Genomic DNA, 12,828 nt, shown 5'->3' on the forward strand with positions numbered 1-12,828 from the left:
GAATGACGGCAGTCCTCGTCACACCCGCGAAAGCGGGTGTCCATCTTTGTCGCAAAGCCCGGATGGATTCCCGCGTGCGCGGGAATGACGGCAGTCCTCGTCACACCCGCGAAAGCGGGTGTCCATCTTTGTCGCAAAGCCCGGATGGATTCCCGCGTGCGCGGGAATGACGGCAGTCTCCGTCACACCCACTGTCGCGGGTGTAACACCTCATCGCTGCCCTTTCGGGCCAGTTGCAATCACCCTATCGCGGGCTTCTACTAGCCGTGCTTCGCAACGATGTCTGGGAGGGATCGTTTATGCAGCGTCGCCGATTTCTGCAGTCTTCACTGTGGGCGGCCGCCGCCCTTCCTGCCCACTATGTTCTTGCTGCCCGGACCGGGCGTGCCCCGAACGTCGATGCTGTAACCGGCGATGGTCGCGAGATCCAGCTGCGCGGCGGTGATATCGACGAACTCGCTGCGCAACTACAAGGCGATCTGTTGCTGGCCGGCGATCAGGGCTACGACAAATCGCGACTGCTACTGAATCCGTCGTTCGACAAGCATCCCTCGCTCATCGTATTGCCGGCGAACAGGGTGGATGTGCAGGCGGCGGTCACGTTCGCGAAGGCGCACTCGTTGCTGCTCGCAGTAAAGTGCGGCGGCCATAGCAGCTCAGGCCAATCGAGCTGCGACAAGGGAATGCTCATCGACCTCTCGAAGCTTCGCGGCGTGAAGGTCGACAGCGAGCGACGTCTCGCGCGGGTGCAGGGCGGCACGTTGCTCGGACAGGTGGATCAGGCTTGCGTCGCTCAGGGTCTCGTCACTCCGCTCGGTACTGTGTCGCACACGGGCGTGGGTGGTTTGACGCTCGGCGGTGGCTTCGGTCGCCTTGCCCGGCGCTACGGGCTTGCGATCGACAATCTCGAATCCGTGGAGCTGGTGACCGCCGACGGACAATTGCGGAGCGCCAGCGAGAAAGAAAATGCAGATCTGTTCTGGGCTGTGCGCGGTGGCAGCGGCAACTTCGGTGTCGTGACGGGGTTTGAGTTTCGCCTGCACGAGCGGCAGCCGCAGGTGATCGCAGGCTCTGTGATCTTTCCATTCGAACGGGCGCGCGAAGTGCTGGGCATGTGGGCGGAATACGCGCCAGCTGCACCAGATGATCTGTACGTCGATCCTGTCCTGATGCTCCCGCCCAACAATGCGCCTGGCGTCATGCTGCTGGAGATTTGCTACTCCGGTGCGGCGAAGGATGCGGACGCAGCGCTCGCGCCCATTCGAAAACTGGGTCCCGCCAAGGACAGCATCGGTACGAAGGACTACGTCGCTGTGCAACGCGCGAATGACTCCGGCGATTCGCGCGCCATCGCTTCTTATATGAAGAGCGGTTTCGTTCCACAGCTGCCGCGCGAGCTCGTTTCGACCATCGTCGAAGGCTTGAAGCCGGACCCTCGTCGCACGACGTTGCTGTTCTTCCAGCACTGCGGCGGTCAGAGCACGCGTGTCCCGGAGGCGAGCACCGCGTTCGCTCATCGCGATGCAGTCGCGAACATGATGGCGGTCGTGGCGTATCCGAGCTCGGGTGATGCGGCCGATCACATCACGGCGACGCGGGCGTACTGGAAGACGCTGGAGCCGTTCACTCGCGGCTTCTACGTCAACGACATGGCGCGGGAAGCGACGTCCTCGGAGGTCAACGAGAACTATCGGGGGAATTACAAGCGTCTGGTCGACCTGAAGAACAAGTACGACGCGACGAATCTGTTCAGGCTGAATGCGAATGTGAGGCCGACGCGGGTGTGAGGATGGATTCCCGCGTTCGCGGGAATGACGAGACTGTCGTCACACCCGCGAAAGCGGGTGTCCATCTTTCCCAGACCAGATGGATTCCCGCGTTCGCGGAATGACGGAACCCCTCGTCACACCCGCGTAGGCGGGTGTCCATCCGAGCCCCCTCAAGCGCGCAGCTCCAGGTAGAGATCCCGCCACTCCGGATTCATCGACTCGATCAACTGAATCTTCCACGCGCGCCGCCACTTCTTCAGCTGCTTCTCCCGAGCGATGGCTTCGTACATGGTCGAGTGAGCTTCGTAGTAGACCAGCAGATGGACGCTGTACTGCTGCGTGAAGCCTCGCACTACGTCCTTGCGATGCATCCAGGCGCGCGCGATCAGGTTTGAGGTGACGCCGATGTACAGCGTGCCGCGCGGGCGACTGGCCAGGATGTAAACCGCGGGTTGCCTGTCCATGGCTTTCCGGGGTGGGATGGGGTAACTGAAGATGGATTCCCGCGTTCGCGGGAATGACGAAGAAGACTCTGTCACACCCGCGAAAGCGGGTGTCCATGCGTTTCGCGGGAAATCGGATGGATTCCCGCTTTCGCGGGAATGGCAGGACGTCGTCGGGAACTACAGGACGTCGTCGGGAATGACAGGACGTCGTCGGGAATGACGGAGAGGTCTCGTCACACCCGCGAAAGCGGGTGTCCATCCTTCCCAGATCCGGATGGACTCCCGCTTTCGCGGGTGTGACGGAGTGCCTCACCCGATCGGGAACACCAACGTCGAATTCCCACGCCGGATCGTCACCGTAAACGCCCGAGCATCCTTCACCGTCGTGCGGAGCTGCTCCATGTTCGTGATCCGAGTGCGGCCGATCCCGACGATGACGTCATTCGCGCGCAGCCCGTTCAGTGCAGCGGGGCTGCCTTCGGCGACGCTCTGAATCTGCACGCCGCCGTTGCTCGGTGCATTCCCCAGCGCGGCGCCTTCAAACGCTGAGTGAATCTCGCCCGAAGTCTCCGCGCTCGCATCGTCACGCTGTGCGATCACTGCAGTAACGCGACGAGGCTGACCATCGCGACTCAACCCGATGTCCACCTTCTCGCCGATGCGCAGCAGGCCAATCAGATTGCGCGTCTCCGATGAGTTCGACACGGTCTTGCCGTTGATCGACGTAATGATGTCGCCCGCCTTGATGCCTGCCTTCTCCGCCGCCGAGCCTTCAACAACCTGGCCCACGAGCGCGCCCTTCGACGTCTCGAGCCCGAGGCTCTCAGCAATCGCCGGTGTGAGGTTGCGCAGTTGCACGCCCAGGATGCCGCGCTTCACTTCGCCGTATTGAATGAGCTGCGTCATCACCGCCTTCACCATGTTCGACGGGATGGCGAAGCCGATGCCGATGTTGCCGCCGCTGCGCGAGAAGATTGCGCTGTTCACGCCGACGAGCTGGCCGTCGAGATTCACGAGCGCGCCGCCCGAGTTGCCGGGATTGATCGACGCATCGGTCTGGATGAAATCTTCGTAGCCTTCGGGATTGATGCCCGAGCGGCCGAGCGCGCTGATGATTCCCGACGTCACCGTGTGCTGAAGGCCGAACGGATTGCCGATCGCGATGACGAAGTCACCGACTTCGGCTTTGTCGGAATCCGCGAGCGGCATTTCGACGAGATTTTTCGCAGCGACCTTGAGCACCGCGACATCCGAGCCCGTGTCCTTGCCGACGACTTCCGCCTTCACCTGGCGATCGTCGCGCAGCGTGACCGTGATTTCGTCCGCGTTCTCGATGACGTGCGCGTTCGTGATGATGTAGCCGCTCTTCGCATCGACGATCACACCCGAGCCCGCGCTCTGGAATTCACGCTGCCGCGGCTGGTTCGGCGCATCGAAGAAGCGACGGAAGAACGGATCATCGAGCAGGGGATTGCGGGCTTCCTTGATCGTACCGCGCGTCGCGATGTTCACCACCGCCGGCGACGTCTTCTTGATGATCGGCGCGAGCGAGGGGACGGGCGTATCGCCCACCTTCTGCGGCAGCTGCGCGTGGGCAGCGGCAGCAAAGAGAGTCAAACCGAGGGCGACGAGCTTGGATGCCTGGCTCATAGAAGAAAGTCTCTGCAAAGCGATTGGAAGAACAAGTGCGCGATTTCGCGACGATTGTCGGGAGATTCTAGCCGCGAACATTGGATGAGTGCTGGAAGAGTCCGGAAGCGGAGAGGAAGTTCCCCCTCTGTCATTCCCGCGCACGCGGGAATCCATCCGGATCAAAGGCATGGACTCCCGCTTTTGCGGGAGTGACGGGGCGACTCTCTGTCATTCCCGCGCACGCGGGAATCCATCTGGATCAAAGGCATGGACTCCCGCTTTTGCCGGAGTGAAGGAACGCCGCACTCCGTCATTCCCGCGAAAGCGGGAATCCATCTGGTTTTCCGGGGGGGGCTCAAGGCATGGACTCCCGCGTTCGAGGGAGTGACGAAGCCGTTCGCGGGAGCGACGGATTAACAACCCTGTGGACAACCCGTGCACACCCTGTGCGCCCCCTGTTCTTTCGTTGTGCAGTTCTGTGGGGCGACACAACATCTTGTGCTCCAAACCCTGACGGAGGTGGCTGCGGAAGGCGACGCTTGCAAAATAAAATTTCTCCAACAAACCCTGTAATCGGCTCATCCGTAAAGAATTTTCCGACCCTGAACGAGCCTAAACATTGTCTTGACGCATCCCCAACACCGGAATAGATTCCCTCCTCTGACACAAGATGTTGTGGTAGGCGATCACGGGTGGTACTCCCGCCCCGCGGACTACGGGGCACCCCCAGTAACCGGCCCGGATCCCAAACCAGCATGGAGTCAGGAAGGACTGTGCGCAGCTTCGTCCCCCCGCCGCCATACGAAGAGCGAGGCACGCACAGGTGGATTCAAGGGGTTCCCGCCCTCATAAAGTTGGGGAGTTCTCACCGGCATGAAGACAGCAATCAAGCTTGAGCCTATGGACGTCAACAGCATTCCATTTCAGGAGGCCTCGCTCGATATCTGGGACAAGAAGTACCGGTTGACGGCCAAAGACGGCTCGCCGATCGACAAGAGCATGGACGAGACGTACCAGCGCGTTGCCCGCGCACTCGCGGACGTCGAGCTCGAAGAAGTCCGTACCGAGTGGTACGAAAAGTTTCTCTGGGCGCTGCGCAAGGGAACGATCCCGGCGGGGCGCATCACCTCGAACGCCGGTGCGCAGGAACACAAACCTGCGACCTCCACGATCAACTGCACCGTGTCCGGAACCATCCTGGACTCGATGGACGATATTTTAGCTAAGGTTCACGAAGCCGGCCTCACGCTCAAGGCTGGCTGCGGGATAGGTTATGAATTCTCAACGATGCGTCCGCGTGGCGCGTACGTGTCGGGCGCCGGTGCCTACACGTCCGGCCCGCTGTCGTTCATGGATATCTACGACAAGATGTGTTTCACCGTGTCGTCGGCTGGCGGCCGTCGCGGCGCGCAGATGGGCACGTTCGATGTCGGCCATCCCGATGCGATGGAGTTCATCCGCGCCAAGCGCGAAGCGGGCCGGCTGCGCCAGTTCAACCTGTCGCTGCTGATCACGGATGAGTTCATGGAAGCGGTGAAGCAGGACAAGGAGTGGAAGCTCGCCTTCCCGGTCACCCGCAAGGAAGTCGAAGCCGAAGGCCTCGATACCTCGGATACCAGCAAATTCCTGTGGCGCGAATGGCCGCACAAGGGGCCGTACGTCTCCAACGAAACGGGCCTGGTCTGCTGCCGTATATATAAGACTGTCCCGGCGCGCCGCATGTGGGACGTGATCATGTCCTCGACGTACGACTTCGCCGAGCCTGGCTTCGTGCTGATCGACCGCGTCAACGAGATGAACAACAACTGGTGGTGCGAGAACATTCGCGCGACCAACCCCTGCGGTGAGCAGCCATTGCCGCCGTACGGCTCGTGCCTGCTGGGCTCCATCAATCTCACGCGCTTCGTCGTCGATCCGTTCACGGACGATGCGCGCTTCGATTGGGAAGAGTTCCGCAAGACCGTGAAGGTCTTTACCCGCATGCTCGACAACGTCGTCGAGATCAACGGCCTGCCGCTCGGCCAGCAGCGCGATGAGATCATGCGCAAGCGCCGTCACGGCATGGGCTTCCTCGGCTTGGGCTCGACGATCACGATGCTGTGCATGAAGTACGGCTCGAAGAAGTCCGTCGCCTTCACCCAGAACGTGTCGCGCGAAATGGCGATCGCGGGCTGGGAAGCCGCACTCGATCTCGCACGCGAGAAGGGCCCGGCGCCGATCATGCTCGAAGAGTTCGAAGTGACGCCGGAGATGCTGCGCAAGCGTCCGGAGATGGCGGATGACGGCTGGCGCGTCGGCCAGAAAGTCCCGGGCCGCACGCTGCACGCGAAGTACAGCCGCTACATGCAGCGCGTTGCCGAAGCAGCGCCGGAACTCGTCGATGAACTCGCCGAGATCGGTGCCCGCTTCACGCATCACAGCTCGATCGCGCCGACCGGCACGATTTCGCTGTCGCTCGCGAACAATGCATCCAACGGCATCGAGCCGTCGTTCGCGCATCACTACTTCCGCAACGTGATCCGCGAAGGCAAGAAGTCGAAGGAAAAGGTCGATGTCTTCTCGTTCGAGCTGCTGGCCTATCGCGAACTCGTGAATCCACGCGCGATGCCCGGCTCGACGAACGCCGCCGAGAAGCTGCCGGACTACTTCACGACCGCCGACGACATCTCGCCGAAGGAACACGTCGACATCCAGGCCGCCTCACAGATCTGGATCGACTCCTCGATCTCGAAGACGGCGAACGTGCCGACGAACTACGACTACGAGCAGTTCAAGGACATCTACCTCTACGCCCACGAACAGGGCCTGAAGGGCTGCACCACCTTCCGCTTCAACCCCGAAGCGTTCCAGGGCGTGCTGGTCAAAGAGGAAGACCTGAAGAACACCACGTACGTGTTCACGCTCGAAGACGGAAGCGAAGTGAAAGTGAAGGGCGACGAAGAGATCGAGTACGACGGCGAGATGCACAGCGCCGCGAACCTCTTCGACGCTCTGAAAGAAGGTTATTACGGGAAGTTCTAACTAGCAGCGCCGCCCACTCCGTCATTCCCGCGAACGCGGGAATCCATCCGGACCAAGGCATGGACTCCCGCCTACGCGGGAGTGACGAAGAAGCAGACGCGTCGCTGCCAGTTCTGAAGCGGCACAGCCGCTGGAGCAAGAAGATGTCCATCAAGATCGACAAAAAGATTTCGAAATACCGGGTCGAGAAGCCCGAAGACAAGAAGGCTGCTGCGGTTGCGAAGGAAGAACCCCGCAAGGAAGCCAACGTCGTCTGGATGCACGAGAAGCTCGAGCGTCCCGAGATGCTCATCGGCTCCACGTACAAGATCAAGACACCCGTCTCCGATCACGCCATGTACGTGACCATCAACGACATCATTTTGAATGAAGGCACGCCGCACGAGCAGCGCCGCCCGTTCGAGATGTTCATCAACACCAAGAACCTCGATCACTTCCAGTGGATCGTCGCCCTCACCCGAATCATTTCGGCCGTGTTCCGCAAGGGCGGCGACGTCACGTTCCTGGTCGATGAAATGAAAGCCGTGTTCGACCCCCGCGGCGGCTACTGGCAGGCCGGCGGCAAGTTCATGCCATCGATCATTGCCGAGCTCGGCTACGTGGTCGAAAAGCACCTGCAGATGATCGGCCTCCTCAAGAAGCCGGAAATGGACGAAGATCGCAAGAAGCTCATCGAAGAGAAGAAGGCCGAGTACGAAGCGAAGACCAAGCAAGTCGACGCGTTCTCGAAGAGCCACTTCCCGGATGGTGCGCAGCTCTGCTCAAAGTGCAGCACGGCGGCGGTGATCATGATGGACGGCTGTATGACGTGCCTGAACTGCGGCGACTCGAAGTGCGGGTGAGGTGAGGGGACTCCTTGAAGGGCCTCTCTTCTTGCTAGTAGATCTTTCTTATTGTGGGTCCCACTTTAGTGGGACTCTTTGCAAAGCAAAGGTTTGAACACATTCCCTCCCGCCCCACCGCCTATCTCAGCGGGCAGGCGCCAAGGACGAGGATGGAATGAGACGAAGCGTGACGACAGATGAGGATGCGGGACTTTGACCAAGTAATACGACGATGGCCTCACCGCCATCCCAGCATCACCTCATCGCGTCATCACGCTTGCTCACAAGTTTGATCGTCGAAGGGGACTAGCCTTGACCGATTGAAGCCCCGCCGAAGAGCGGGGTTTTTTTTGGGATGTATGACAGTCGAGTACTGAATCGGGAGGTGCGCGGATGAAGTCAATTGCGGTGTTCAACAATAAGGGTGGAGTTGGGAAGACGACATTCTTGTGCAACCTAGCTTCGTCCCTGGCTCGACATCAGAAGAAGCGCGTGCTCGTTGTCGATGCGGATCCGCAATGCAACGCAACTCAGTACATGTTCGATGATCTAACGATTGACAAGATATACGAACAGAACGATTTCACACTGCTGGATGTCGTCAAGCCGCTAGCTCAAGGCAAAGGCTTCGTTCAACAGTTGCGAGTTCGCCATAGCGAGGCATTCGAGGTTGATGTAATTCCCGGTGACCCCGGTATGTCCCTCGAGGAGGATCGGCTGGCCACGGATTGGGTTCAAGCGACCGGCGGCGACATTCGTGGACTTCGAACGACCTTTCTGTTCTCGCAGTTGCTCTCGCAATGCGGCGAGTACGACTTTGTCTTCTTCGATATGGGGCCATCCCTGGGCTCGATCAATCGAGCTGTTCTTGTGGCCGTCGACTATTTCGTTACTCCGATGTCGACGGACATATTCTCTGTGCGCGCGATAGACAATATCAGTCTCTCGTTGTCGTCCTGGAGGAAAAAGCTGGAGCGCGCGCTCGAAGATGTTGCGGATTCGCTTGAGGATCTTGAAATCGACGACCCGCGCTGGAGACTGCAGTTTCTAGGCTACATTACGCAACAGTACACTGCGAAAACAGTCGGTGAAGAGAAGCGGCCCGTTAAAGCGTTCGACAAGATAGCCAAGAAAATACCAGTTCGAATAGAGAAGCAGCTAATCGCGCACTTTACGAGCCGAGACTTACCAACTTCAAAGTTTGAACTGGGGTCAATACCGACGCTGCATAGCTTAGTTCCGCTTGCGCAGTCTGCGCACACGCCGATATTCGCTCTGAAGGCTTCCGACGGTGTGGTTGGTGCTCACTTCACAAAGGTTAAGGAGTATGCCTCCACCATCCGCGAGGTTGCCAAGCGCTTCGAAAGCCAAGTTGACGCATTGTCATGATTGTTTGGCCTCAGCAGCTGATCGAGGACATCGCTCGGCGCAGAGCTATTCTTTTCCTCGGCTCTGGTGTCTCCAAAAACTCGGTTTCCGAGTTGGATAACAACGTACGTCCGCCTACGTGGGAGGAATTTCTAAGAGCTGCTGTTGCTCGCTGTGGGAATCCAAAGCGACACATTGAAGCGCTCTTGAGTCGGCACGACTACCTGACTGCCTGCGAAATCATCAAGTATCGACTCGCGGATGAGTGGAACGCATTGATACATGATCTGTTTGTAGCTCCGAAATTTCGTGCAGCAGACATACATCGCGACATTTTTCAACTAGATAGTCGCATCGTTCTAACGCAGAACGTTGACAGAATCTACGACTCATTTGCTGCTAACGAATCTAGCGGCACTGTCTACGTCAAGGAATATTCGAACGCTGATGTCGGTCTGGTGGTGCGCGGAGATCGCAGATGCGTACTGAAGGCGCACGGGTCTGTGGATACACCGGCTAGGATGATCTTCACGCGCGAGGACTACATTCGCGCTCGCGTCGAGCATTCGCCTTTCTATGGTGTGCTTGACGCGCTTAGCGTGACTCACACGCTATTGTTTGTGGGTTGTGGCCTGTCCGATCCCGATGTCCAGCTAATGTTGGAGAAGTACGCATACGTGTTCCCTGGTAGCCGGCCGCACTACATGGTTGCGCCGCGCGCATCACTCCATGTGGACATCGAACAAAGCCATAAGAGAAATATGAATCTAAAGTTCCTCTTCTATCGGGCGCAGGATGGTCATGCCGAGCTTCGCGAATCGCTACATGATCTCGTGGGGTTGGTGGAGACACAGCGTGAACTGCTGGCAAGTACCAGAAATTGGTAGCAGCCCCCAAGATCTGTAAGCGCGGGTTCAGCTATGCAAGTGTTGCGGGACGACCTTGAGAGTCCAAATCTGAAGGTAGGATGACTGTATGGCAATGGGAGCAGACTTTCGTCAGTCGTGGCTATGGCGCCAGGCGTTCTTGACTCAACGGTCGGATAGTACAGCCGAGGAGCAAGAGTTCTTTCGGATGCAGTATCTTTCGGTTCGAGAGAAGGCCGCCCAACTTGTAAGTCGCATTGCTGCGGATTTGCCTGGTTTGACGGTTCACGACATCTCTCACCTAGATGCCCTGTGGGATACCGCGTCTTTGGTGGCGGAGGGCGCGATAAATGTGAACCCGGCAGAGGCTTTTGTGCTGGGAGTGAGCATCCTCTTGCACGACGCAGGCATGAGTCTCGCGGCGTATCCAGGGGGTATCTCGGAGCTGAAAACAACGCTCGCTTGGAAAGACGCTGTTGCCCGGGCGTGCTCAGAATTGGCGGTTGATGACGATGGGCTGCAGGACTCCGATTCGCTGCCGGCTCCCATTGAGCAGCGAATAGTCTCTGAAGTGCTGCGCCGACTGCACGCGGAAACAGCTGAGGTTCTTGCAGAGCAGGGATGGCAAGCCTCGGATGGCTCAAAGATCTACTTAATAGACGACCCCGATCTCCGAGCTTTCTACGGTCCAACTATCGGGCGAATCGCGCATAGCCATTGGTGGTCAGTTAGCAAGGTGGAGTATGAGCTCTCAGAGGACTTGGGGGCGCTGGCGCATCGGACACGTAACTTGGTTGATCGCGTAAAACTCGCATGCCTGTTGAGAGTGGCTGATGCGGTGCATCTCGATAGTAGGAGAGCGCCAAGGTTTCTCCGAGCGATAACAAATCCGACTGGGGTATCCGCCGCTCATTGGGCATTTCAGGAACGACTATCGCGTCCTCATGCGGAGCTAGACGCGGTTGTATTCACGAGCGGCCGGCCATTCTCGAGATCTGAGGCGGAAGCATGGTGGCTTGCGTACGACACTCTCAACTCGGTCGACCGTGAGCTGCGGGACGTCGACGTCCTTCTTCATGGGAGAGGCCGCGAGGTTCTCAAGGTCAGGCGGGTGAAGGGTGCTGGATCTCCAGAGATGCTCGCCCGCTCCGTGCAGACACGAGAATGGAGGCCGGTGGACGCGCGCTTGCAAGTTTCCGATGTTCCGCGAATTGTCGAAAACCTGGGCGGATCGAAGCTCTATGGAAATGATCCAACAGTTGCGCTACGTGAGTTGATTCAAAATGCTGCTGATGCAGTCCAGGCACGGCGAAGATTTCAGAAAAGGGCACCTGATTGGGGAGAGATCACGCTAGACCTTGTTTGGCGAGCAGGTGACTGCTGGCTAATTGTCGAGGACAACGGCATAGGAATGTCTGAACACATCCTAACTGGCCCCTTGTTGGACTTCGGGACATCGTTTTGGAGATCGTCGCTAGCCATGGATGAGTTTCCCGGCCTGCTTGCTTCCGGGATGCAAGCAATTGGCCGATTCGGCATTGGCTTCTTCTCTGTCTTCATGCTGGGGTCGCTAGTTCGTGTCTACTCGCGTCGCTGTGACAAAGGCCAGGAAGCTGGACGATTGCTCGAGTTTCGCGGAGGCACAAGCGCGAGGCCGATCTTGTCCCCGGCTACTGCTGAAGCCCCAATCGACGGAGGTACGCGTGTAGAGGTCTTGCTTAAGATTCATCCCGCAGACTCGCATGGGCTGTTATCCGTGGGACCGTTCTCTAGGGCTCCATTGCAGTTTCCAAGCCTCGTTGCCTCGATAGCTCCAAATCTCGACGTAAACGTGTTTGTGAGGACAGATCGTGGGACACGCGAGCAGGTCATACGCCCCGGTGACTGGCTAGAACTCGGAGATGCCGATCTAATTAGTCGCCTAGACCCGCAGCTCGATAAGGCTCATCTAGATCGCCGCAAGGCTGATCGTTCGTTGATGCGGCCTATCGTTGGCGCGACTGGTGAGCTATTTGGGCGTGCGTTCATCAATCCGTCACCCTACTTTTCGTCCACATCAGGTGGATGGGTGACGATCTCCGGGCTACGGGCTGGTCGGCTTAGCAACCTACAAGGCGTGCTTCTGGGTCAGGCTGTGACGGCGGCGCGAGATGCTGCGCAACCCTTGGTCACGAAGGAGGCGTTAGCGAGGTGGGCCACTGAGCAAGCACGTCTCATTGAGGAGTTGGTGAGTGACGAGGACCGTCAAGCGAGATCGGCCGAGGTCATACTGGAATGTGGGGGAGATGTGGGGGGGCTTAAATTGATCAAATGGGGCTCGGATTGGCTCAATGCGCAAGAATTCTTGGAGCGATTAGGTGCAATGGGCGAGATCGCGATCAGCTTCGATGGTGAGTTCAGGTACGACGAGGATGAAGACGATATCCATCCGAAGGAATTCCGCGAAGACTTCGTGCAAGATGATGGCGTGGCAATCGCTCTCAGGCATGACGGTGAAATACTGCGATCAAGCAATTGGCCGGCAGCTCTGACTGGAGAGCAAAAGCCCCAAGATTCCCGCGTCGCAGGCTTAGTTCGAAACCTTATAGCCCACGCCTGGAATGGGGCATTCGCGGAAGACGAAGACGATGTCGTAGTGGGGGCGGTCAATTCAACGAGAATCCATCGACGAATACCTATCTTCAGAATGCAGGAGTCTACGCATGATGGAGACGTGAAACCTGGTACCTCTCCCGACTTCGACGCCACGCTGTAAATCACGGTGCCCGCAACGAAATGTTCGTGGGTTCGAGCGACTAGGTGCCGGGCCGCGAGTTCAGGGGTTCGCGTGCACATTGGTGCCGGGCCGTAGGTTCGTACTTTCGAAACTATGGGACGGTGGGCGCTGTTTGATGTGAGCAGA

The 12,828-nt window shown here is 58.6% G+C and carries 8 protein-coding genes; 6 read left to right on the forward strand and 2 right to left on the reverse strand.

Translation table 11 applies throughout. The features are described 5' to 3' along the window. Window positions 1–299: 299 nt before the first annotated feature. The gene (locus HNQ60_RS25245) at window positions 300–1,787 is read left to right on the forward strand and encodes an FAD-binding oxidoreductase (protein ID WP_184335815.1); all 1,488 of its coding nucleotides are present in this window, start codon (window positions 300–302) and stop codon (window positions 1,785–1,787) included. A gap of 152 nt (window positions 1,788–1,939) precedes the next feature. Here HNQ60_RS25245 and HNQ60_RS25250 read toward each other — a convergent pair whose 3' ends face one another. Together HNQ60_RS25250 and HNQ60_RS25255 are read right to left on the reverse strand one after the other, a co-directional pair. Continuing rightward, window positions 1,940–2,233 (reverse strand): GIY-YIG nuclease family protein, encoded by a 294-nt coding sequence (locus HNQ60_RS25250; RefSeq protein ID WP_184335582.1) that lies wholly within the window; start codon window positions 2,231–2,233, stop codon window positions 1,940–1,942. A gap of 291 nt (window positions 2,234–2,524) precedes the next feature. Further along, window positions 2,525–3,865: a DegQ family serine endoprotease gene (locus tag HNQ60_RS25255; protein ID WP_184335583.1), complete on the reverse strand. Its 1,341-nt coding sequence runs from the start codon at window positions 3,863–3,865 to the stop codon at window positions 2,525–2,527. A gap of 855 nt (window positions 3,866–4,720) precedes the next feature. On the opposite strand from HNQ60_RS25255, the gene HNQ60_RS25260 reads away from it, so the two are divergent. From HNQ60_RS25260 to HNQ60_RS25280, 5 genes are all read left to right on the forward strand, one after another. Further along, complete coding sequence (locus HNQ60_RS25260; RefSeq protein WP_246433882.1) at window positions 4,721–6,868, forward strand: adenosylcobalamin-dependent ribonucleoside-diphosphate reductase; 2,148 nt, start codon at window positions 4,721–4,723, stop codon at window positions 6,866–6,868. 143 nt (window positions 6,869–7,011) lie between these two features. Then, window positions 7,012–7,710: a TSCPD domain-containing protein gene (locus tag HNQ60_RS25265; protein WP_184335584.1), complete on the forward strand. Its 699-nt coding sequence runs from the start codon at window positions 7,012–7,014 to the stop codon at window positions 7,708–7,710. 375 nt (window positions 7,711–8,085) lie between these two features. After that, window positions 8,086–9,081 (forward strand): ParA family protein, encoded by a 996-nt coding sequence (locus tag HNQ60_RS25270; RefSeq protein ID WP_184335585.1) that lies wholly within the window; start codon window positions 8,086–8,088, stop codon window positions 9,079–9,081. Then, entirely contained in the window at window positions 9,078–9,947 is an 870-nt protein-coding gene (locus tag HNQ60_RS25275) for an SIR2 family NAD-dependent protein deacylase (protein WP_184335586.1), read from the forward strand. Before HNQ60_RS25270 ends, HNQ60_RS25275 begins: the two co-directional genes overlap by 4 nt. A 187-nt stretch (window positions 9,948–10,134) precedes the next feature. Next, entirely contained in the window at window positions 10,135–12,681 is a 2,547-nt protein-coding gene (locus tag HNQ60_RS25280; protein WP_221304455.1) for an HD domain-containing protein, read from the forward strand. Window positions 12,682–12,828 lie beyond the last annotated feature (147 nt).

The organism is Povalibacter uvarum (assembly GCF_014202975.1).
Taxonomy (GTDB): Bacteria; Pseudomonadota; Gammaproteobacteria; order Steroidobacterales; family Steroidobacteraceae; genus Steroidobacter; species Steroidobacter uvarum.

Coding starts and splice junctions, on each gene's coding strand:
- HNQ60_RS25245 (WP_184335815.1), top strand. CDS start 300: ATGCAGCGTCGCCGATTTCTGCAGTCTTCACTGTGGGCGGCCGCCGCC.
- HNQ60_RS25250 (WP_184335582.1), bottom strand. CDS start 2,233: ATGGACAGGCAACCCGCGGTTTACATCCTGGCCAGTCGCCCGCGCGGC.
- HNQ60_RS25255 (WP_184335583.1), bottom strand. CDS start 3,865: ATGAGCCAGGCATCCAAGCTCGTCGCCCTCGGTTTGACTCTCTTTGCT.
- HNQ60_RS25260 (WP_246433882.1), top strand. CDS start 4,721: ATGAAGACAGCAATCAAGCTTGAGCCTATGGACGTCAACAGCATTCCA.
- HNQ60_RS25265 (WP_184335584.1), top strand. CDS start 7,012: ATGTCCATCAAGATCGACAAAAAGATTTCGAAATACCGGGTCGAGAAG.
- HNQ60_RS25270 (WP_184335585.1), top strand. CDS start 8,086: ATGAAGTCAATTGCGGTGTTCAACAATAAGGGTGGAGTTGGGAAGACG.
- HNQ60_RS25275 (WP_184335586.1), top strand. CDS start 9,078: ATGATTGTTTGGCCTCAGCAGCTGATCGAGGACATCGCTCGGCGCAGA.
- HNQ60_RS25280 (WP_221304455.1), top strand. CDS start 10,135: ATGCAGTATCTTTCGGTTCGAGAGAAGGCCGCCCAACTTGTAAGTCGC.